We start from the raw sequence: 21,243 nt of genomic DNA, 5'->3' as shown, positions 1-21,243 counted from the left end.
CTGGTGACGCCTGCTCACTGGTGCTTGTAGTGCTTGATCGACTGGTCCTTGGCCGCCGCGTCGGCGAAGCCCTGGATCTTCTTGATGGTTTCCGCGGGGGTCGCGCGGCCGGCCATCATCTCGCCGAGACCGGCGACGCCGATCTGCTCCTTCTGGAGCTTCACGTACCAGTCCTGAAGACGCGGGTTGACGACATTGTCACCGGCCTTCTTCAGCGCGTCGACGCCGGACTGCATCGCCGTCGACAGGGTGAGGCCGTCGGTGCCGCCGTTGAACGCGGTCAGCGACTTCACCTGCTGGGTGAAGCTCTTCGACGAGGCCTCGCTGAGCATGATGCGCAGCTGCTCCATGCCACCCTCGGCGTTCTTCGCCTTCGCCGGGACGACGAAGGGCTCACCGCCCGAGGCCCAGATGGTGCCGAACGGCAGCTTGTCGGACTTGTCGAGGCTGGAGGGCGCGGCCACCATCATCTTGAAGTCCTTGGGCGTGGTCTTCGCCGCCTCGTTCTCCACCCAGGAGCCGTTGGGGATGAAGAGCGCCTTGCCCTGGGTCCAGGCCGTCTGGGACTGGATGTGGTCGATGCCGGGCGTGCCCTTGAGGATGTAGCCCTTCTGGTAGAGCTCGTAGTACGCCTCGAACGCGGCCTTGACGGCAGGGTGCTCCCAGGCCTTCGGCTCCAGGTTGTCGATCGCGTCGAGGACCTCGCGGCCACCGATCTTGGCGATGAAGGGGTACAGCGAGAACGGCAGGTAGTACGGGTACTTGCCCGCGTAGGTCCAGCCGGCGATGCCCTTCTTCTTCGCCTTCTCGCACAGGGCGAGCATGTCGTCCCAGGTCTCCGGGTACGTGGCGTCGAGCTTCTCCAGCGCGGTCTGGGAGTACCACACGCCGTACACGGTGTAGGCGTAGTAGAGGATCCAGACCGGGTCGCCGTCGAACTGGCCCATCTCGACGATGCCCGGGCGCAGGGTGTCGCGCACCTTCTTGTTCGGGTCGTCGATGGACGGAGCGTCCAGCAGCGGAGTGAGGTCGGCGAGCTGCTTCTTGCCCACCAGGACGCCCATGTCCATCTGCTGGGCGCCGGAGTTGTCGATCAGGTCCGGCGGGGTTCCACCGTTGAAGCGCGGCTGCAGCTCGGACTGGATCTTCTGCGTCGCGCGGTGCTTGACCTTGGGGGCCTTCGGGAAGGCCTCCTGGTACTTCTTCTCGGCGTCCAGGGCGTACTGCTGGCCGAAACCGCCGTCGAAGATAACGACCTCGAGCTGAGCCGTCTCATTGACGCTGAGCGGATTCTTGGCAGTCTTCTTGCCCTTGTCGACCTTCTTGTCGCCGCCGCTGTCGCTGCTCGCACAGGCGGACAGGAAGCTCATCGTCGGAACGGCGATCAGGCCGAGTGCGGCAGACCGCTTGATCAGATCGCGACGGCCAAGGCCCTCATTGTTGTGGGCGGAGGTGGATCCCATGCTCAAGTCCTCGCCTTCTCCAGGACTCAGGCGGTGTACCGGTCACCCGTTCGTATTCGCCTAGGCGAAGGGCCCCGCCACCGCGGTCAGTTGCGCTTGGGTCGTGCAGGGTTGGGCATGAGGGACGGGCGGAATACCGGCAGGTGTAGTACTGAGGCATCCGCCATCCCCCGTCCCCCGTGTCCGCCGCCGAGCGACTGTGCCAAGGCTATGCAGACGCCGACAGGTATAGTCCACTTCCCGCCAGCTGGGCAAGATCGAATGCAGGTTTGAGCGGCAGTCTTTCCCGAGTTGAGACCTCGCGGATATCCCGGATATTCAACACCCTTGACACCACCGCGCACTTGCCTCCCTACTGGATTCTGCGGATCGCGCCTGACAACGTTGTCCAACACTTTTCCACGGGAGGAAAAGATCAGGATGCAGCCCAGAACCGGACCTCGGCACAGACACGCCCATACGGCCGCGGTGGTGGTGGCCGCATCACTTCTCGTGGTGACGGCCCAGTCGGCCGCCATCGCCCGGCCCGCCCAACCCGCCGGACACGACGGGGAGTTCCACTCCTCCTTCGAAGCGGACCAACCCCAGCCGGACTGGCGTAATACCGTTGATATCGGAGCGGACGGACAGAAACGGGCAGAAGGGGTCGATGGCGGATTCTCCAGTGGGATTCCGGGCAACGTCACCGACAAGGTAATAGAACTGCGTGCCAGCGACGAAAACTCCGGCGCGGGCGAGACCAAGGAGAATCTGGTCGATCTCCAGCCGGGCACCAAATGGCTGGGATTCGAGCCCACCGCCTGGATCGAGTTCGACGCGGATGCGCCGGTCAAGGTCGTCACCTATGCGCTGACATCCGCGAACGACCACGCCGAGCGCGACCCCAGGGACTGGACCCTGAAGGGCTCCGCCGACGGCAAGGAGTGGAAGGTCCTGGACACCCGCGAGGGCCAGACCTTTGAGAAGCGCTTCGAGACCAAGACGTACGACATCGCCGATCCGGCGAACGTGACGGCGTACGCGCACTATCGCCTGGAGATCACCAAGAACAACGGCGCCTCCGATGCCACCCAGCTCGCCGATGTCCAGTTCTCCAACGGCGACACCAGCACGCCCGTGCCGGTCGATATGCGCACCCAGGTCGACCGCGGTCCCGGCGGCTCCCCCACCGCCAAGGCGAATGCCGGATTCACCGGCAAGCGTGCTCTGAAGTACGCCGGTACCCACAAGCCGGACGGCCGGGCCTACTCGTACAACAAGGTCTTCGACGTCAACACGGCCGTACGCCGTGACACCGAACTCTCGTACCGGATCTTCCCGTCCCTGCCGGAGACGGATCTCAACTACCCGGCCACGAATGTGTCGGTGGATCTTGCCTTCACCGACGGCACCTATCTGAGTGATCTGAAGGCCACCGACTCCCACGGCGGGCTGCTGACCCCGCAGGGCCAGGGCGCCGCCAAGCGGCTCTACGTCAACCAGTGGAACCAGGTCGCCTCCAGGATCGGCACGGTCGCGGCCGGCAAGACGGTGGACCGGATCCTGGTGGCGTACGACTCCCCCAAGGGCCCGGCGAAGTTCCAGGGCTGGATCGACGACATCGCCCTGGCGTCCAAGGCTCCGGAGAAGCGGCTTGCCCACCTTTCGGACTACGCCTCGACCCTCCGCGGCACCAATTCCAGCGGCTCCTTCTCGCGCGGCAACACCTTCCCCGCCACCGCCGTCCCGCATGGCTTCAACTTCTGGACTCCGGCGACGAACTCCGCGTCCAAGGGCTGGCTGTACGAGTACGCGCGCGGCAACAACGCGGACAATCTGCCGACCGTGCAGGCCTTCAGCGCCAGCCATGAGCCGAGCCCGTGGATGGGTGACCGCCAGACCTTCCAGCTGATGCCGTCCGCAGCCGCCGGCACCCCGGACACCGACCGGGTCAAGCGCGCCCTCCCCTTCCGTCACGAGAAGGAGACCGCGCGTCCGCACTACTACGGCGTCACGTTCGAGAACGGCCTCAAGGCGGAGCTGACCCCGACCGATCACGCGGCGATGATGCGGTTCACCTATCCCGGTGACGATGCGAGCGTCATCTTCGACAACGTCACCAAGGAAGGCGGCCTGACCCTCGATCCGGGCACCAGCTCCTTCACCGGTTTCTCGGATGTCAAGAGCGGGCTGTCCACGGGCGCCACCCGGCTCTTCGTGTACGGCGTCTTCGACGCGCCGGTCACCGCGTCGGGCGCCGACGGCGTCACCGGCCATCTCCGCTTCGCGGCGGGCACGGACCGCACGGTCAATCTGCGCCTGGCCACGTCACTGATCAGTGTCGACCAGGCGAAGAAGAACCTCGCCGAAGAGATTCCGGCCGGCACCCGCTTCGATCGGGTGAAGGAGCGCGCGCAGGACGCCTGGGACGATCTGCTCGGCAGGGTCGAGGTGGAGGGCGCCAACCGGGACCAGCTCACCACGCTCTACTCCAGCCTGTACCGGCTCTACCTCTATCCCAACTCCGGGTTCGAGAACACCGGCACCGCGTCCCGTCCCAAGCAGCAGTACGCGAGCCCGTTCTCGCCGATGACGGGCCCCGACACGCCGACCCGTACCGGCGCGAAGATCGTCGACGGCAGGGTCTATGTCAACAACGGCTTCTGGGACACCTACCGGACGACCTGGCCCGCATACTCCTTCCTCACTCCGAAGAAGGCGGGCGAGCTGGTGGACGGCTTCGTCCAGCAGTACAAGGACGGCGGCTGGATCTCCCGCTGGTCCTCGCCGGGCTATGCCGACCTGATGACCGGCACCAGCTCGGACGTGGCCTTCGCCGACGCGTACGTCAAGGGCGTGGACTTCGACGCCGAGGCTGCGTACGAGGCGGCGCTGAAGAACGCGACCGTGGTACCGCCCAGCTCGGGCGTCGGCCGCAAGGGCATGGAGACCTCATCGTTCCTCGGCTACGCCTCCACCGACACGCATGAGGGCCTGTCCTGGTCACTGGAGGGCTACCTCAACGACTACGGCCTGTCGAAGATGGGCCAGGCCCTCTACAAGAAGACCAGGAACGCCCGCTACAAGGAGGAGTCCGAGTACTTCCTCAACCGGGCCCGTAACTACGTCACGCTCTTCGACTCCAAGGCCGGCTTCTTCCAGGGCCGTGATCCCAAGGGCGACTGGCGGGTTCCGTCCGACCAGTACGACCCGCGGGTGTGGGGCTATGACTACACCGAGACAAACGGTTACGGATACGCGTTCACCGCACCTCAGGACTCGCGCGGTCTGGCCAATCTCTACGGCGGCCGCTCCGGTCTCGGCAAGAAGCTCGACACCTACTTCTCCACCCCGGAGACGGCCTCGCCCGATTTCGTCGGTTCCTACGGCAGCGTCATCCATGAGATGACGGAGGCCCGTGACGTACGGATGGGCATGTACGGCCACTCCAACCAGGTCGCGCACCACGTCACGTACATGTACAACGCCGCCTCGCAGCCCTGGAAGACCCAGGAGAAGGTGCGCGAGGTACTCTCCCGCCTCTACACCGGCAGCGAGATCGGACAGGGCTACCACGGCGACGAGGACAACGGCGAGCAGTCCGCCTGGTATCTCTTCTCCGCGCTCGGCTTCTATCCGCTGGTGATGGGCAGTGGCGAGTACGCGATCGGGTCGCCGCTCTTCACCAAGGCGACCGTCCATCTGGAGAACGGCCGCGACCTGGTGGTCAAGGCCCCGAAGAACAGCGCGCAGAACATCTATGTCCAGGGTCTGAAGGTGAACGGCAGGACCTGGAACTCCACGGCTCTGCCGCACGATCTGATCGCGCGGGGCGGCACGCTGGAGTTCGCGATGGGCCCGAAGCCGTCCTCCTGGGGTACGGGCAAGAACGCCGCCCCGGTCTCCATCACCCAGGACGACAAGGTGCCGTCGCCGCGCCACGATGTGATCGCGGCGGACGGTCCGCTCTTCGACAACTCCTCCGCGACTCAGTCGTCGTTCCAGTCGCCGGAGCTGCCGGTGGCGTCGAGGACCCGCGCGGTGCAGTACACCCTCACCTCGGCCACGAAGGACAAGGCCCCGGCGGGCTGGGTGCTGCAGGGCTCGAATGACGGGACGGCCTGGCAGGACCTGGACAGGCGGACCGGTCAGGCCTTCGCCTGGGACAGGCAGACCCGCGTCTTCACCGTCCAGAACCCTGGTGCGTACGCGAAGTACCGCCTTGTGGCGGCAGGTACGGCGGCGACGCTCGCGGAGGTGGAGCTGCTCTCCTGACGTATCGAGTTCGTCACACATCACCACAGGCCCGCACCCGGTCCCACCGGGTGCGGGCCCCTTTGTCCCCGGCCGCGCCCGCTACGGACCCACTCATTCCCCTTCAAATCGATTGACTCGTAAGGATGTTGTGCAACGATCATGAAGATCCTGCGATGACCACCTGAGGTATATCGCGCCTCATCACACACATGGAGCACATACGTGGCCAATCTTCCCGGCCGTAAGCGCGGACGCGTGCTGTCGCGTCTCGCCGTCGCAGCCATAGCCGCTGCCCTGGTCGGCACCTCCGCCGGAGCGGCCGTGGCCGACACCCCGGCTCCCCAGCCGCTGAAGGGCGTCGCCGTCAGCCGCCTGCTTGCGGCGCCGTCGAACGCGCCCGCCGCGGCACAGGCCGCCGCCGCCCCGGTCTACCTGCTCTGGGCGGTGGACAAGAAGTCCGACGCCTACCTCTACGGCCCCAACGGGAAGGGCAGCTTCGCCGCCCGCAGCTACGTCTCGAGCGGCTGGGGCCCGGTCAAGAACGTGGCCTCGATGGACCTCAATGCGGACGGCAAGTACGACGGCGCCTGGAGCTGGGACACCGCCGGCAACGTCTTCTTTGCCGACGACACGAGCAGCCGCCGGGTGGGCAAGGGCTGGAACATCTACAACCTGGTCCTGTCACCGGGCAACCTCGGCGGTACCGTGCAGGACGACATCCTCGCCCGGGACAACGCCGGTGTGCTCTGGCTCTACAAGGGCAACAGCAACGGCACGGTCACCGCGCGGGTGAAGGTCGGTCCCGGCTGGAATGCCTACTCTCACATCACCGGCAAGGCCGACCTGTCCGGCGACGGCCGCACGGACATCCTCGCCAAGGACAAGACCGGCGCGCTGTGGCTCTACAAGGGCACGGGCAACGCCGCAGCACCCTTCTCGGCCCGCACCAAGGTCGGCGCCGGCTGGAACATCTACAACAAGGTCATCGCCAACGGTGACCTGAACCTGGACGGCCTGGCGGACGTCGTCGTCCGCGACGCCGCGGGCGCGCTGTGGATGTACAAGGGCAGCGGCAAGGCCTCCGCCCCGTTCAACACCCCTCGCGTCAAGGTCGGCGCGGGCTTCAACATCTACCCCAAGCTGTTCTGATCCGGCAGCTGTCGGCACCGTAGCCCACACGGAAGGGCCGCACCCCCGTCACCGGGGATGCGGCCCTTTTGCTGCCTACGCCGTACCGCCGTGCTTACTTGCGGATCAGGTTCCGCAGCACGTACTGCATGATGCCGCCGTTGCGGTAGTAGTCCGCCTCACCGGGGGTGTCGATACGGACGACCGCGTCGAACTCCACACCCGTGTCGGTGGTGACCTTGACCGTGCGCGGCGTGATGCCGTTGTTCAGCTCGGTCACACCGGTGAAGGAGAAGGTCTCCTCGCCGGTCAGACCGAGGGTCTGCGCGGAAGCGCCCTCCGGGAACTGCAGCGGCAGTACGCCCATGCCAATGAGGTTCGAGCGGTGGATGCGCTCGTACGACTCGGCGATGACGGCCTTGACGCCGAGCAGCGCGGTGCCCTTGGCGGCCCAGTCGCGGGACGAGCCGGAGCCGTACTCCTTGCCCGCCAGGATCACCAGCGGGGTGCCGGCGGCCTGGTAGTTCTGCGAGGCGTCGTAGATGAACGACACCGGAGCGCCGTCCTGGGTGAAGTCGCGGGTGTAGCCGCCTTCGGTGCCGGGCGCGATCTGGTTGCGCAGCCGGATGTTGGCGAACGTGCCACGGATCATGACCTCGTGGTTGCCTCGGCGCGAGCCGTAGGAGTTGAAGTCGCGGCGCTCGACGCCGTGCTCCGTGAGGTACTTGCCGGCCGGGGTGTCGGCCTTGATGGCACCGGCCGGGGAGATGTGGTCGGTGGTGACCGAGTCGCCGAGCTTGGCGAGCACCCGGGCGCCGGTGATGTCCTCGACCGGGGTGGTCTCCATCGTCATGCCCTCGAAGTACGGGGGCTTGCGCACGTAGGTGGACTGCGGGTCCCACTCGAAGGTGTTGCCGGTCGGGATCGGCAGAGCCTGCCACTGGGCGTCGCCCGCGAAGACGTCCTGGTAGGACTTGTTGAACATGTCCTCGCCGATGGAGTTGGCGACGACGTCGTTGACCTCGGCCTCGGTCGGCCAGATGTCCTCGAGGAAGACCGGCTTGCCGTCCTGGTCGATGCCGAGCGCGTCCTTGGTGATGTCCACCTTCATGGAGCCGGCGAGGGCGTACGCGACGACCAGCGGCGGGGAGGCCAGGTAGTTCATCTTGACGTCGGGGTTGATCCGGCCCTCGAAGTTACGGTTGCCGGAGAGCACCGACGTCACGGCCAGGTCGTGGTCGTTGACGGCCTTGGAGACCTCGTCCGGCAGCGGGCCGGAGTTGCCGATGCAGGTGGTGCAGCCGTAGCCGACGAGGTTGAAGCCGACCTTGTCGAGGTACGGGGTCAGGCCCGCCTTGTCGAAGTAGTCGGTGACGACCTTGGAGCCCGGGGCGAGGGTGGTCTTGACCCACGGCTTGCGGGTCAGGCCCTTCTCCACGGCCTTCTTCGCCACGAGCGCGGCGGCGACCATCACGTACGGGTTCGAGGTGTTGGTGCAGGAGGTGATCGCGGCGACGGTGACGGCGCCGTGGTCGATCTCGTACGTCGAGCCGTCGGGGGCGGTGACCGTGGTCGGGCGGGTCGGGACGCCGTTGTGCTCGGCCGGCGCGTCGGAGGCCGGGAAGGACTCCTTGCCCGCCTCGTCGTCGTCCTCGACGTAGTTGCGGACGTCCTGGGCGAACTGCTGGGCGGCGTTGGCGAGGACGATACGGTCCTGCGGGCGCTTCGGGCCGGCGATGGAGGGGACGACCGTCGCGAGGTCGAGCTCCAACTTCTCGGAGAAGTCGGGCTCGGCGGACGGGTCCAGCCAGAGGCCCTGCTCCTTGGCGTACGCCTCGACCAGCGCGACCTGCTGCTCGTCGCGGCCTGTCAGGCGCAGGTACTTCAGCGTCTCGTCGTCGATCGGGAAGATCGCGGCGGTGGAGCCGAACTCCGGCGACATGTTGCCGATGGTGGCGCGGTTGGCGAGCGAGGTGGCGGCGACACCCTCACCGTAGAACTCGACGAACTTGCCGACGACGCCGTGCTTGCGCAGCATCTCGGTGATCGTGAGCACCAGGTCGGTGGCGGTGGTGCCGGGCTTCAGCTCACCGGTCAGCTTGAAGCCGACGACGCGCGGAATGAGCATCGAGACCGGCTGGCCGAGCATCGCGGCCTCGGCCTCGATGCCGCCGACGCCCCAGCCCAGCACGCCGAGGCCGTTGACCATGGTGGTGTGCGAGTCGGTGCCGACAAGAGTGTCGGGGTACGCCTGGCCGCCCCGGACCATGACCGTACGCGCGAGGTGCTCGATGTTGACCTGGTGGACGATGCCGGTGCCGGGCGGGACGACCTTGAACTCGTCGAAGGCGGTCTGGCCCCAGCGCAGGAACTGGTAACGCTCCTTGTTGCGGCCGTACTCCAGCTCAACGTTCTGCGCGAAGGAATCCTTCGTACCGAACTTGTCGGCGATCACGGAGTGGTCGATGACCAGCTCGGCGGGCGCGAGCGGGTTGATCTTCGCCGGGTCGCCGCCGAGCTCCTTCACGGCCTCACGCATGGTGGCGAGGTCCACGACACAGGGCACACCGGTGAAGTCCTGCATGATCACGCGAGCCGGCGTGAACTGGATCTCCTGGCTGGGCTGCGCCTGGGAGTCCCAGCCGCCGAGCGCCCGGATGTGGTCGGCGGTGATGTTCGCGCCGTCCTCAGTGCGGAGAAGGTTCTCCAGCAGCACCTTCAGGCTGTAAGGGAGGCGCGCGGAGCCCTCGACCTTGTCCAGCTTGAAGATCTCGTACGACTCGTCGCCCACGCGCAGCGTGCTGCGGGCGTCGAAGCTGTTCGCCGACACGACAGTCTCCTTCATCAATGTGCGCGTACCTACCACAATGCTGCCGCCACGGCTCCTCGCCGATCCGCTAAGGTAAGGCTTAGTTAGGTAACCCTTATCGATTGGCGGCCGCGGTACGCCTTCGGCAGATATCTCGATGTCGAGATAACTCTAGTACATGACCGCTGCGGGGTCATGCCCGGACCTCGTGACCGCTCTCATCCAATCGAGGCGTTTACTCAACGAACCCAGTCGTTTCGCCTTCCGTCTCAGCGAACTGGCGTGGATCTTGCGGGGCCGCACGTTGAGCTGTCGTACGTGGATGCCGTACACGAGCGACAGCGGCGTCCGCTGCTGGACTGCGTGACGGCCCGTTTCGAGGACGTGGTCCCGGTGCGGCCGTTTCGCTGGTCGCGGGGTGAGCGTCACTTCGCGGGCTGGTACTGGGCGGCGACGACCGGGCTCGCCGTCGTGCCAGTGCAGCCGAACGGCTGCGAGGCGATTCCGGCCACCTTCGGGTCGAAGTCCATGAACAGGAGCCGGTCCCGCTCCAGCCAGGACTCGAAGCCGACATGCTGTGCCGCGGATCGCCTGCGCCCAGGCGGGGTGGGGATTCGAGCGGGTGGGGACACCGGAGGCGGTGCTGCTGGCGAATGTCCGGTGGCTGTCGCGCTACCGGCACCCACGATGCCTGCACCGCCCGTCCGCGGACCGGCTGCGGGAGGTCTTCGCAGCACAGTCAGGGGCGGCCTCACCGTTGCCTCACGTGATCTGGTCCGATTCGCTCGTCGTCTCAGGCGATCTGGTCCGTTGGCGCTACTCATGTCACGCGAGACCTCGACCCGCACGGCGATGAAACCCCGGGATCTCGGTGGACAGCACGCGCCAATACGGTGGACCGATGACGTCGATCAAGAAGTTCCAAGTCACCTTCGACTGCGCAGAACCTGAACGCCTCGCTCGTTTCTGGTGCGAGGTGTTGGGGTATGCCGTACCGCCGCCACCGGAGGGGTTTGCCACTTGGGACGATTTCAAGCGATCCCAGCCACCCGAGCAGCGGGATTCATGGTTCGCCTGCAGTGATCCCTCAGGTGTGGGCCCGCGACTGTACTTCCAGCGCGTCCCCGAAGGGAAGGCCGCCAAGAACCGGCTGCATCTTGACGTGCGGGTCGGCACCGGACTCGTAGGTAAGAAGCGCCTCGCCGCACTTGAGGCCGAATGCGCACGACTGGTCCCGCTCGGCGCGGTACACGTGCGAACGCTGTATGACGGCAATGATTCGTGCATCCCGATGCAGGACATCGAAGGCAACGAGTTCTGTATCGACTGAGGGGCCGCGAACGCGTCCTCGTTCTGTCCCCATGCGCCAAGACGAAGACGGGACAACGAACCGCTACGAACGCGATTCCGATGCGGACGGCCTCCCTGTCGCGGCGGCGCCACCGACGGTCCGCGGCCACCCTGAGATCCGTCACGCTGAGCTGAGTGCTGTGGGGTCACAGGCTGTGGGCGGTGGGGTGCAGCGGTTCGTACAGCGGGAGTTCGGCGCCGCTGGGGAGCCGGATCGCAGTCAGTTTGCCCCAGCGCTGTTCGCTGACCGGGCGGGTGATCTCGACGCCCTGCGCGCGGAACTCGCCGAGCTGGGAATCAAGGTCATCACACATCAGGAAGAACTCGTGCTGGGGCGGGCCGTCGGTCGGGTGCACGGCCACCTCGGCCGGGGGCAGCTTGAAGATGAGCCAGCCAGCGCCCGCGTCGACGCCGGGAAAGTCGAGGACGTCACGGATGAAGGCACGGTCCGCCTCGGCGTCCTGGCTGTAGAGGATGACATGTGCACCGTTGATCATGGCTGGCTCCTGCCCGTCGACTTGCCGGCGGTCGTGTCCCCGGCATCCTGGCACCCTCAGGTGCAAGAAAACCTTCGACTGCATCGATGACACGACGACTGAGTTGCATGACAACGGACACCTCGCCCGAAGACACGGGCAGGGCGCCCGTACGGCGGCGGTGCGCTTGCCGCGCCCCTGCGCCCGACTCAGTATCGGAGCATGTTCGGCGGCGCGCATGTGCTCCTCCACAGCCGGGATGCGGACGCGGACGGCGCCTTCATCAAGGATGCGCCCGGATTCGCTCATGTCGACGCCGGGCGCGACCGCCTCGTCTTCCAACCGCCACCGGCGGAGACGGCCGAACTCCCGCCACACGAACCGCGACGCCCGGCTGCCCACCGGCTGCCACCCTGACGGCCTACCCATGCACGATCACATCTCATATCTGAGATAGCGTGCAGCCATGGCAGACGACTACCTCGTACGCATCGGCAAGCTCATCCGTGACGCCCGTCAGCATCGGGGCTGGACACAGACGCAGTTGGCCGAGGCACTCGGCACCAGCCAGAGCGCGGTGAATCGCATCGAACGCGGCAACCAGAACATCAGTCTTGAGATGATCGCGCGCATCGGTGAGGCGCTCGACAGCGAGATCGTCTCGCTCGGCTACGCCGGGCCCATGCACCTTCGGGTGGTCGGCCGACGCCGGCTCTCCGGCGCCATCGATGTCAAGACGAGCAAGAACGCGTGTGTGGCGCTGCTCTGCGGCTCGCTGCTCAACAAGGGCCGTACGGTGCTGCGCCGAGTCGCCCGCATCGAGGAAGTCTTCCGGCTGCTCGAGGTGCTCAACTCCATCGGGGTGCGCACCCGTTGGATCAACGAGGGCGTGGATCTGGAGATCGTGCCGCCCGCGCAGCTCGACATGGACGCCATCGACGCGGAGGCCGCCCGCCGGACCCGGTCGATCATCATGTTCCTCGGTCCGCTGCTCCACCGGATGGACACGTTCAGGCTGCCGTACGCCGGCGGCTGCGACCTCGGTACGCGGACCATCGAGCCGCACATGATCGCGCTGCGCCGCTTCGGTCTCGACGTCACCGCGACCGAGGGGCTGTATCACGCGAAGGTGGAGGGCACGACCGCGCCCGACCGCCCGATCGTCCTGACCGAACGCGGCGACACCGTGACCGAGAACGCGCTGCTGGCCGCGGCCCGGCACGACGGTGTGACCGTCATCCGCAACGCCTCCTCCAATTACATGGTCCAGGATCTGTGCTTCTTCCTGGAGGCGCTGGGCGTCAAGGTCGAGGGGATCGGGACGACCACGCTCACGGTGCACGGCGTGCCGACCATCGACGTGGACGTCGACTACTGCCCCTCCGAGGACCCGGTCGAGGCGATGAGCCTGCTCGCCGCCGCGGTCGTCACCGAGTCCGAACTCACCATCCGCCGCGTCCCGATCGAGTTCATGGAGATCGAGCTCGCGGTGCTGGAGGAGATGGGCCTCGACCACGACCGCTCGCCGGAGTACGCGGCGGACAACGGCCGCACCCGGCTGGTGGACCTGACGGTCCGGCCCTCCAAACTGGAGGCGCCGATCGACAAGATCCACCCGATGCCCTTCCCCGGTCTGAACATCGACAATGTCCCGTTCTTCGCGGCGATCGCGGCGGTCGCCGAGGGCAAGACGCTGATCCACGACTGGGTCTACGACAACCGCGCGATCTATCTGACGGACCTCAACCGCCTGGGCGGCCGCCTCCAGTTGCTCGACCCGCACCGCGTCCTGGTCGAGGGCCCGACCCGCTGGCGCGCGGCCGAGATGATGTGCCCGCCCGCACTGCGGCCTGCCGTGGTGGTGCTGCTGGCGATGATGGCGGCCGAGGGCACGTCCGTACTGCGCAATGTGTACGTCATCAACCGGGGTTACGAGGATCTGGCGGAGCGCCTCAACTCGGTGGGCGCGCAGATCGAGATCTTCCGGGACATCTGAGAAGCAGGGCAAATCGTCAAAATTGCCACATGTGACGATAGCCGCTAAACTTGCCCGTTGACCTGGGAAAATACCCCCGACACCTTCCCGCGACTTCCCGCAGTTTCCGACACCTTGTGCAGTCGATATGAAAGATGATCAAGGAATGCTGACGGCACGTCAGGGAGATTTTCGCGCGACTGGGGCCCCGTCACTCTTTACGGAGAGTAGCGGGGCCTCAATGTATTCCCAGGTCAGAGCCACGAAGGCTCTCCCAGTCAGCAACTCTCTGTGCTAACTTCGCTCGGACATGAAGGCACCGCCCTATACGGGCGAGCCATCGTGCGCAAACTTCACGGCGCCCTGCGCCCGCCTCGGCGGAACAGGGCGGCGGCAACACCGGGGGGGCACACAACACAAAGCCCCGAAGCCCGATGAACCTATCGCTGCGGTGTGTGCAGATTCTTTCTGCCGCTGGGGTCCGCTCCAAGTTCTCCAGAAAGATCTGCCAATTCGAGTTATCCATGCGTGCATTTAACGCATCCTTGGCACGCACAATCTCGAAATAGGCCACAGCGCCCACACGGGTACCTATGGTTCTCCCCACGCCCGCAAGTTCTGATTACACAGAAGAGCCCAGGATCCACCCGGTGATCGCGGGGCGCAAGGGTGCGGCAAGCCGAACGTCCCGAATGCAGCCCCCTGACTGTCAGCGCGACACATACGGCAATCCTCGACCGCCTACCAGGCTGGACCGCCGTCATGCAGGTACACCGGCCGTCCTTCGTCCAAGCTCCTGATCGCGGCGTCGAGTCGGTTCCGAATCCGTTCCCTCAACAACTCCCGTGCCTTGTCCAGAGCAACGAACGCAGCCTCAGACAGCTCTTCGTCGTGGGGTCGAATCCCCTGCGTCTGGTGGGCGTCCAGCATGCCGCCGTCGAAGATGAAGGCTATTTGATCGTCCCAAGGCCCGTGCGGGGCAACCCAATCGACCACCAGGAGCCCACGCAAGGTGATGGCCAACCCCAGCTCTTCGCCCAGCTCCCGCGTCACCGCCCTCTCCGGCGGTTCGTTCGCTTCGGCCATTCCCCCAGGCAGATCCCAGCCCGGTTTGTACGTCGGGTTCACCAGGAGCACGCGCCCAGCCGTGTCGCGCAGCAGCACATCGGCCGCGACACGCTTGCGGGCCTGCGTGGCGTTGCCTTCGGCGAGGTAGGCATTCCACGCTTCCGGGTCGGCGGGTGTGGGCCTCATGTGGGGGTACCTCCCCTGGGGGTGATGATGTCGGCCAGCAGCAGCATTCTGGCCCTACGAGCGTCATCGAATCTCACCAGGTACTCCCGCAGTGGGCGGTAGCCTTTGTGGCGGTCCAGGAGACGACGCAGGTCGTCAAGCTGGTGCACAACACGGATCGATCCGAGCGTTGGGCTCGTGCTGAGCAACTCGTGGCCGACGCTCACCGCGGCATCGAGGTCTCCACGCCGGACATGGATGTCCACAAGGACAATGCGGCTCAGTGCAAGGGACCTGGTTCGCCCCGACTCCCGTAGTGTCACCGCCCGCTCGGCCTGCGTCAGCGCCCGATCATGCTGCTCCAGGTCGCGCAGGATCAGCGCGGATTCACTCGCAAGGGCAGCGGCGTCAAAGGGACTCAGCCAGGGATGAGCGGCATCCGCCGATCCATCGAGCGTGTCGTGGGCCGCTTCGAGAGCGCGCACTGCTGGCGTGCTCTGTGCCCCTGCGGCCAAAGCTCGGGCCTGCATCGTTTGGAGCCGTGCAGTGAGCGAGGGAATTCGCGGACCACGGCCGGCGAGGTCGAGCCCGGTCTGAGCCCAGCGGGCGGCACCCGCTGTGTCACCCGTCTGAAGGGCGAGGTGGCTATTGCTCGCGGCGACGTTCGCGGCAAGCGGTAAGTCCCCCGAGGTGCGGGCCAGCGGCAAAGCTCGGCTGAAGTGGCGGGCGGCGAGATCGTCTTGACCGGAGTCATGGGCCATCCACCCGGCCATCTCCGTCAAGGCCGCAGCGACGGCGAATACTTGTGAACCACTCCCGGTGTCGACCAGACGCGGGGCAACTCGGTCCGCGAGATGCCGTACGACAGCGCCATACAGACGTCCTCCACCGGTCTGCCGGTCTGCCGAGCGGAAGGCATCCATGGCCGCCAGGTCGTCGCCGTTCGGCGGCAACTCCGGCTCATGCTTGGTCGGTTCGGCCGCAGCGGGTTCCCAGGCGCGGCGGGCAAGCCCGAGCAGATGACCAGGGAGGTGGAACGCGTCCGCGATCTGCTCGAACAGGGCCAGCTTTTCCACCCGGCTCTTGCCGTTCATGTAGTCGTAGAGCCGCCCTTGGGTGATGTCCACGGCCGCAGCGATCCGACGCGTACTGACACCTCGTGCATTGAGCAGCCGGAACACGACTCCCATGTCCCGCTCGGCGCACGCATTAAGCAGTCGTTCATCACCAAGCAGTCCGGCGACGACATCGCGCGGGTCTGGTGGCTGACGACTCATCGGCGGCTCCCCCTGGAACGTGTCCTCCGATGCTACGACCGCACGCACGCCCCTGACTCCATGTCGGAGTCACCCCTTGGAGTCTCCCTACTACGAGGGGGTGTCGTTGACTGATCACCAGTCGCCCGGGGATTCGGGTCGGGGACACATCGGCTCCGTGCCGCCTCGGGAGCAACAGCCTCGGGCGGCGCCGACAGACCGGCTGCTCCGTCCCCGCGTCCCCCGTCGGGGACGGAGCAGCCAATCCGACCACAGAGGAGCAGTCCTCATGACCCGCCGAGCCCGGATTGCCGTAAGCGGTGACCCGTCCGCCGTCGCCTTCGCAAGAGACCGTGTCATGACGCAGATTCAGGCGTGGGGTGTGCAAATCAGCGAGGAGAACCTGAACGCGGTGAAGCTCGTCGCCTCGGAGCTGATCACGAACGCCGTGCTCCACGCTGGGGGCTTCATCACCATCGGTCTCTACCTCGATGAAGACCGGCTGCTCCTGGTCGTCCACGACAGCAGCCCCGAGCCACCCAGTCGTCAAATCACCACGGAGGACGACGAAGGGGGGCGCGGCCTGGTCCTGGTCGAGTTCCTTGCCGCAGGGCACGGATGGGAGCCGACGCGCCACGGCAAGAAGGTTTGGGCCGAGTTTGTCGTACCCGTGTCGGCGCCGGCCGCACGCGGTGGACCTCTGTACGGGCGCCTACGAGCCGCAGCCCCGCAGGCGTTTTCCACGTCATGCCGGAACGCTTCGCTTTGGCACCCGGACTGTGAGCGCGGTACGGCGCGCGGCGAACAGTCAGCCCGCGGTGTCCGCGCATTCGGCTGCACAGCCCAAGTGGCAGCTGAATGCGGGGGTCCCGCGGTCCCCACGTCCGCGCAGCGCGGACGGTACCGATCACTACTTCGGAGGTAATGGGATGGCCATCCCGACGACCGAGACGACGCCGATCCCTGACGACGAGTGGCAGCTCGACATCTCCATCACCGACTCGCCACGGCCGGTGGTCAGCAACTGCGACACAAGCGACGGGTGCAAGTCCTCCTGCGCTTCCTCCTGCATCAGCTGACCTCCACGCCAAAGCCTGTGCCGGGCTGGGCACGTCCCCGGCCCGGCACAGGGCCAGCAGAACAGGACCAACGATGACGCGGACCAGTCTTCTCCAGCGCGGCAGCGTGCTCCTCCTGCGGGCCGCTGTGCTCCCTCAGAATGCCCAGCACACCCGATGGCCATCGGTGGACGACCCTGTCGACTGTCTCCGGTGGCTGAGCGGTATCTGGGCCGATCCCGCCTTCGCCGAGGCGGTATGCGTCGCCTCTCCGCAGCTCGCCGCTACCGTCGCCCAGGCCCTCGACGACCACGACGTCTCACCCAAGCGGGTACGCAAGGCCACAATGGCGACCGCCCGCTACCTCTTGCGAGCTGCTGGACGACCCACGCCTTTCGGCCTGTTCGCCGGAGTGGTCGTTGCGGAGTGCGGCCCTGCCCTCGCGCAAATCGGTACCGAGCACCGCCCCGTCGCCCGCCCTGACACCCTGTGGCTCGACCACGTTCGCCGGAACCTCCAGTGCCGCCGCGACGTTCTACCCCATCTGACCCTTCAGGCCAGTGACTTGACTGTGCGGCGCGGTGACATGCTGGAGAGGCCGCTTCCCGGAGGCCGTACCGCGAGCGTCCGCGTAACCCGGCCGCTCGCTGCGGTTCTTGAGATGGCCGCTCTCCCCGTTCCATGCCATGAGGCCACTGACCGGCTCGTCACGCTGGGTGCCACCACGGAACAGGCTTCACGGCTTCTCACCGGTGCATTGGAGGCGGGCATTCTTACCAGTGGCCTGGCAGCTCCCATGACCGAGCATGATCCCCTCGGCCACATCCTGAGCACCCTTCGGCCACTCACGCCCCAGCTGGATTCCGGAACTGTCGGCTGTCTCGACGAGCTGGCCGACGTGCACCGGCTCCTCACCGAACACGATGCGACCGATAGCCAGGCAGCGGCGCAGGAACTCCGGCGTACGGCCGAGAAGCGCATGAGCAGCATCACCGATCAAGGCCGAGTGCGGCTCAGCGTGGACCTGCGTTTCGACGCCACCGTACGCATTCCCGGTCCGGTCCTGGAGGAGGCCGAGCACGCTGCCAATGCGCTGCTGCGCTTGACTCGGAACTTGGGAGAAAGACCTGTGTGGGCCGCCTACCACAGCCTTTTCTGGGAACGGTACGGCGCCGGCAGCCTGGTACCCGTTCGCGATGCCGCGGACCTTGCCGCCGGGGTCGGGCTGCCTGCCGATTTCCCGACGTCCTTGTGGCAGGAACCACCCACGAAGATTCTCCCCCGCGACGAGCTGCTTATCGCCAAGGCGTGGCAGGCAGCGGTCAGCGGCGTCCAGGAGATCCGACTCACGGACGCGGATCTCAACGAGCTGTGCGCCAGCACGAACCTCGACGAGACAGCGACCGCTCCTCATGTAGAGATGGGCGTGCGGGTGTACGCGCCGACTCTTCAGGCCGTGGACCGTGGCGAGTTCACGGTGTCCGTCCGCCCCGCCTGGAGCACTGGAACCCTCACGGGCCGGTTCGCCGCCACTCTCCGAAACAGCGGCCTCGCCGACGCGTACAAAGGACTGCCCACTCTGGTCGACGGCGCGCCGTCAGCTCAACTCTCCTTCACGCCGGTCTATCCGCACGCCGAGAACGTGGCGCGCACTCCCGCCTTCTTGCCACATGTCATCCCGGTCGACGAGCACCGGGCCCCGGCCGCCAACCTCATTCCGCTCGACGATCTCGCCGTACTGTCCACCAGCACGCGCCTGTACCTGGTCAGCCTTTCGCTGCGCCGTGTAGTCGAGCCGGTCGTCCTTCATCCCCTCGCCCTGGAGAAGCAGGCTCCGCCGATCGCCCGGTTCCTCGCGCTCCTCGGGCGCGGGTTCGCGACGGCGTGGACGCAATTCGACTGGGGACCGCTCGCGGCCGGGATGCCATATTTGCCCCGTGTCCGCTACCGCAAGGCCATTCTGTCCCCGGCTCGCTGGCACCTCACGGCCTCTGATCTGCCCGCCGGGTCCTTCCGACACTCCTGGCACGAAGCCCTGGCGGACTGGGCACAGAAATGGAGGTGCCTGCAGTTCCTGGAGCTGTGCGACGACGACCGCACCTTGCGGCTGGACCTGGTCGAGCCTTTGCACGCGCGGCTGCTGCACGCCCACCTTCAGCGCCACGGCAGCGCTGATCTACTCGAAGCCCCAGACGAGCGGGAACTCGGCTGGATCGGGCATGCCCACGAGATCGCTCTACCCCTCACCTCCACCCAGCCGCCCCTGCCCCACCCCGACGTGGCGGCGGCGCCAGTCGTCACCAACCGGATGCTGCCGAACCCCGGCGACGGACGGCAGCGGTGGGTGCAGGTCAAGCTGTTCACCCACCCGACCGCCATGGATCAGATCGTCGCCCGCCGTCTGCCGGACCTCCTCGACGAACTCGGCGGCCCTGACAGCTGGTTCGTCCGATATCGCACTCCGCAGGAAGAGGACCACCTCCGGGTGCGGATCGCCGTGCGCGGCCCGGACGGGCACGCCGCGGTAACGCGGGCCATCGCGCGCTGGGCAGAGCGCCTACAAGGCGACGCACTCGCCTCCCGGCTCGTTCTCGACGGCTACCGGCCCGAATTCGGCCGCTACGGTACCGAGCCCGTTCTGGAAGCCGCCGAGAACGTGTTCGTCGCCGACAGTGACACCGCCCGGTACGCGCTCACCGACCTGGCGAGCGTGGACCGACGAGTCCTGTGCGCACTCGGCATGGTCGACATTGCCCGCGGGCTTCTGGGCCACGAAGAGGGCACACGCTGGATGGCCACCACCCCTACCCGCGGCAGGGGCTTGCTCGACGTCACCCGCCAGTCGCTCCAGCACGTGCGCACCGGCACCCTGGTCCAACTCCCTGGCTGGACGTCCCGGCTCGACGACGCGTACGAGCGGCGCCGCACGGCCCTGGGCATTTACCGGACTCACCTCGCCGACGAGCAGACTGGCCCGGTGTTGGAGTCGCTGCTTCACATGCACCACAACCGGGTCATGGGCCCGGACCGGGAATCAGAGGCAGCATGCCGCCATGCGGCCCGGCAGGCATGCCGCTCTCTCCGGGCACGGGCGGCAAGCCAGTGAACGACCTTGCACACGACTTGGGTCGAGGGCTCGCCGGAACCATCGTCCACCAAGCCGCCGTCGCCCAGAGCAGCGGGAACTGGGAGATGGCGCACACCACGGCGAAAGCCATGGCCGGGCAACCGGCTGCCGTGGATCCTGCGAGCGCGAGTCTGTACCGCGGGGCACCCGCCATGGCCTTCGCGCTGCACACGGCGGGCCACCACGCCTACCGGCCCGCGCTCGACGGCCTGGACGATGCGCTCGCCACGCTCGTGAACGCGCGGCTGTCGGACGCCCACCGTCGTATGGACACCGGTCGGCCGCCGCGCATGCAGGAGTACGACCTGATCGGCGGTCTGACCGGGCTCGGCGCGTATCTCCTGCGCCGTGGAACGCGCCCCGACGTACTCGACGGTGTCCTGCACTACCTGGTGCAGCTCTTCCAGAAGCCCGTCACCGTCCACGGCCAACAGGTGCCGGGCTGGTGGACTTCGGACAGCCCCTCCGGCCAGCCCGATACCGCCTGGCCGGAGGGACACGGCAACTTCAGCACAGCCCACGGCGTTGCCGGGCCCATCGCGCTCCTCGCCCTGTGCACCCGCGCAGGCCACACGGTGCAAGGCCAGCGCGACACTCTGGAACAGGCTTGCAGCCTGCTGGAGGAGTGGTCGCAACGCCTTCCCGACGGTGGTACCGCCTGGCCGGAAACCGTCACCTTGGACATGTGGCTCAGCGGACCGCCACCGCTGGCACATCCGGGCAGACCCTCATGGTGTTACGGCACCCCCGGTATCGCCCGGGCCCTTCAGCTCGCCGCGCTCGCCTGCAACCGCACGGACACCCAGCGCCACGCCGAAAACGCCCTCACATCATGTGCCACCGACCCCGAGCAACTGGCGCGTATCACCGACTCGACGGTCTGCCACGGCTGGGCGGGCCTCTGTCTCGCTGTCGACCGGGCTGCGGCCGACACCACTCCCGGAAGCGCGCTCTCCCGCCTTCTGCCCTCCCTGCGGGCTCGCTTCGCCACACACGTGGCACAGCAGGCGCTACCCGATGCCGCCGGACTCCTCACCGGGGCAGACGGCATCCTGCTCACCCTGCACACTCTCAACCCCGCCCGCCCTGTTGCATCAGGGTGGGAGACCTGCCTCCTTCTCAACTGAAAGAG

General features: G+C 66.8%; 15 protein-coding genes. 9 read left to right on the top strand and 6 right to left on the bottom strand.

Going from position 1 to position 21,243, the window contains the following annotated elements; genetic code table 11:
- Positions 1-14 precede the first annotated feature (14 nt).
- On the bottom strand, positions 15-1,463 hold the full coding sequence (ngcE, locus tag OG735_RS32220; protein WP_327326650.1) for an N-acetylglucosamine/diacetylchitobiose ABC transporter substrate-binding protein: 1,449 nt from the start codon (positions 1,461-1,463) through the stop codon (positions 15-17).
- A 420-nt stretch (positions 1,464-1,883) separates the two neighbouring features.
- Here ngcE and OG735_RS32215 point away from each other — a divergent pair, with 420 nt between their 5' ends.
- Both OG735_RS32215 and OG735_RS32210 read left to right on the top strand, forming a co-directional pair.
- A complete protein-coding gene (locus OG735_RS32215) occupies positions 1,884-5,717 on the top strand; it encodes a GH92 family glycosyl hydrolase (protein WP_327326649.1) in 3,834 nt (1,277 codons plus the stop codon).
- A 204-nt stretch (positions 5,718-5,921) separates the two neighbouring features.
- Entirely contained in the window at positions 5,922-6,848 is a 927-nt protein-coding gene (locus OG735_RS32210; protein WP_327326648.1) for an FG-GAP repeat domain-containing protein, read from the top strand.
- A 94-nt stretch (positions 6,849-6,942) separates the two neighbouring features.
- Here OG735_RS32210 and acnA read toward each other — a convergent pair whose 3' ends face one another.
- Positions 6,943-9,657, bottom strand: a complete 2,715-nt coding sequence (gene acnA, locus OG735_RS32205; protein WP_327326647.1) for an aconitate hydratase AcnA — start codon at positions 9,655-9,657, stop codon at positions 6,943-6,945.
- 404 nt (positions 9,658-10,061) lie between these two features.
- Positions 10,062-10,268, bottom strand: a complete 207-nt coding sequence (locus OG735_RS32200; protein ID WP_327328653.1) for a hypothetical protein — start codon at positions 10,266-10,268, stop codon at positions 10,062-10,064.
- A 269-nt stretch (positions 10,269-10,537) separates the two neighbouring features.
- Here OG735_RS32200 and OG735_RS32195 point away from each other — a divergent pair, with 269 nt between their 5' ends.
- Positions 10,538-10,966, top strand: a complete 429-nt coding sequence (locus OG735_RS32195) for a VOC family protein (protein ID WP_327326646.1) — start codon at positions 10,538-10,540, stop codon at positions 10,964-10,966.
- Positions 10,967-11,132: 166 nt separating this feature from the next.
- Here OG735_RS32195 and OG735_RS32190 read toward each other — a convergent pair whose 3' ends face one another.
- Positions 11,133-11,483: a VOC family protein gene (locus OG735_RS32190; protein ID WP_327326645.1), complete on the bottom strand. Its 351-nt coding sequence runs from the start codon at positions 11,481-11,483 to the stop codon at positions 11,133-11,135.
- A 201-nt stretch (positions 11,484-11,684) separates the two neighbouring features.
- On the opposite strand from OG735_RS32190, the gene OG735_RS32185 reads away from it, so the two are divergent.
- Entirely contained in the window at positions 11,685-11,879 is a 195-nt protein-coding gene (locus tag OG735_RS32185; protein WP_327326643.1) for a hypothetical protein, read from the top strand.
- A 49-nt stretch (positions 11,880-11,928) separates the two neighbouring features.
- Positions 11,929-13,458 (top strand): helix-turn-helix domain-containing protein, encoded by a 1,530-nt coding sequence (locus tag OG735_RS32180; RefSeq protein WP_327326642.1) that lies wholly within the window; start codon positions 11,929-11,931, stop codon positions 13,456-13,458.
- Between the two features lie 720 nt (positions 13,459-14,178).
- Here OG735_RS32180 and OG735_RS32175 read toward each other — a convergent pair.
- Both OG735_RS32175 and OG735_RS32170 read right to left on the bottom strand, forming a co-directional pair.
- Positions 14,179-14,691 (bottom strand): NUDIX hydrolase, encoded by a 513-nt coding sequence (locus tag OG735_RS32175; protein ID WP_327326640.1) that lies wholly within the window; start codon positions 14,689-14,691, stop codon positions 14,179-14,181.
- On the bottom strand, positions 14,688-15,947 hold the full coding sequence (locus OG735_RS32170; RefSeq protein ID WP_327326639.1) for an XRE family transcriptional regulator: 1,260 nt from the start codon (positions 15,945-15,947) through the stop codon (positions 14,688-14,690). Before OG735_RS32170 ends, OG735_RS32175 begins: the two co-directional genes overlap by 4 nt.
- Before the next feature lie 268 nt (positions 15,948-16,215).
- Here OG735_RS32170 and OG735_RS42085 point away from each other — a divergent pair, with 268 nt between their 5' ends.
- From OG735_RS42085 to OG735_RS32155, 4 genes are all read left to right on the top strand, one after another.
- A complete protein-coding gene (locus OG735_RS42085) occupies positions 16,216-16,851 on the top strand; it encodes an ATP-binding protein (RefSeq protein ID WP_442812526.1) in 636 nt (211 codons plus the stop codon).
- A 4-nt stretch (positions 16,852-16,855) separates the two neighbouring features.
- On the top strand, positions 16,856-17,005 hold the full coding sequence (fxlA, locus tag OG735_RS32165; protein ID WP_327326638.1) for an FxLD family lanthipeptide: 150 nt from the start codon (positions 16,856-16,858) through the stop codon (positions 17,003-17,005).
- 73 nt (positions 17,006-17,078) lie between these two features.
- Positions 17,079-20,090 (top strand): lantibiotic dehydratase, encoded by a 3,012-nt coding sequence (locus OG735_RS32160; RefSeq protein ID WP_327326637.1) that lies wholly within the window; start codon positions 17,079-17,081, stop codon positions 20,088-20,090.
- Positions 20,087-21,238 (top strand): lanthionine synthetase C family protein, encoded by a 1,152-nt coding sequence (locus OG735_RS32155; RefSeq protein ID WP_327326636.1) that lies wholly within the window; start codon positions 20,087-20,089, stop codon positions 21,236-21,238. The genes OG735_RS32160 and OG735_RS32155 overlap by 4 nt, the downstream gene beginning before the upstream one ends.
- Positions 21,239-21,243 lie beyond the last annotated feature (5 nt).

Origin of the sequence: Streptomyces sp. NBC_01210 (assembly GCF_036010325.1) — a bacterium.
Classification (GTDB): domain Bacteria; phylum Actinomycetota; class Actinomycetes; order Streptomycetales; family Streptomycetaceae; genus Streptomyces.
Note: the sequence above shows the minus strand (reverse complement) of the source record. Positions and strands in the feature narration are given on the sequence as shown.

Excerpts from the sequence above, each read along its gene's own strand:
- ngcE (WP_327326650.1), bottom strand. The coding sequence starts at position 1,463 with ATGGGATCCACCTCCGCCCACAACAATGAGGGCCTTGGCCGTCGCGAT.
- OG735_RS32215 (WP_327326649.1), top strand. The coding sequence starts at position 1,884 with ATGCAGCCCAGAACCGGACCTCGGCACAGACACGCCCATACGGCCGCG.
- OG735_RS32195 (WP_327326646.1), top strand. The coding sequence starts at position 10,538 with ATGACGTCGATCAAGAAGTTCCAAGTCACCTTCGACTGCGCAGAACCT.
- OG735_RS32190 (WP_327326645.1), bottom strand. The coding sequence starts at position 11,483 with ATGATCAACGGTGCACATGTCATCCTCTACAGCCAGGACGCCGAGGCG.
- OG735_RS32185 (WP_327326643.1), top strand. The coding sequence starts at position 11,685 with ATGTTCGGCGGCGCGCATGTGCTCCTCCACAGCCGGGATGCGGACGCG.
- OG735_RS32180 (WP_327326642.1), top strand. The coding sequence starts at position 11,929 with ATGGCAGACGACTACCTCGTACGCATCGGCAAGCTCATCCGTGACGCC.
- OG735_RS32175 (WP_327326640.1), bottom strand. The coding sequence starts at position 14,691 with ATGAGGCCCACACCCGCCGACCCGGAAGCGTGGAATGCCTACCTCGCC.
- OG735_RS32170 (WP_327326639.1), bottom strand. The coding sequence starts at position 15,947 with ATGAGTCGTCAGCCACCAGACCCGCGCGATGTCGTCGCCGGACTGCTT.
- OG735_RS42085 (WP_442812526.1), top strand. The coding sequence starts at position 16,216 with ATGACCCGCCGAGCCCGGATTGCCGTAAGCGGTGACCCGTCCGCCGTC.
- fxlA (WP_327326638.1), top strand. The coding sequence starts at position 16,856 with ATGGCCATCCCGACGACCGAGACGACGCCGATCCCTGACGACGAGTGG.
- OG735_RS32160 (WP_327326637.1), top strand. The coding sequence starts at position 17,079 with ATGACGCGGACCAGTCTTCTCCAGCGCGGCAGCGTGCTCCTCCTGCGG.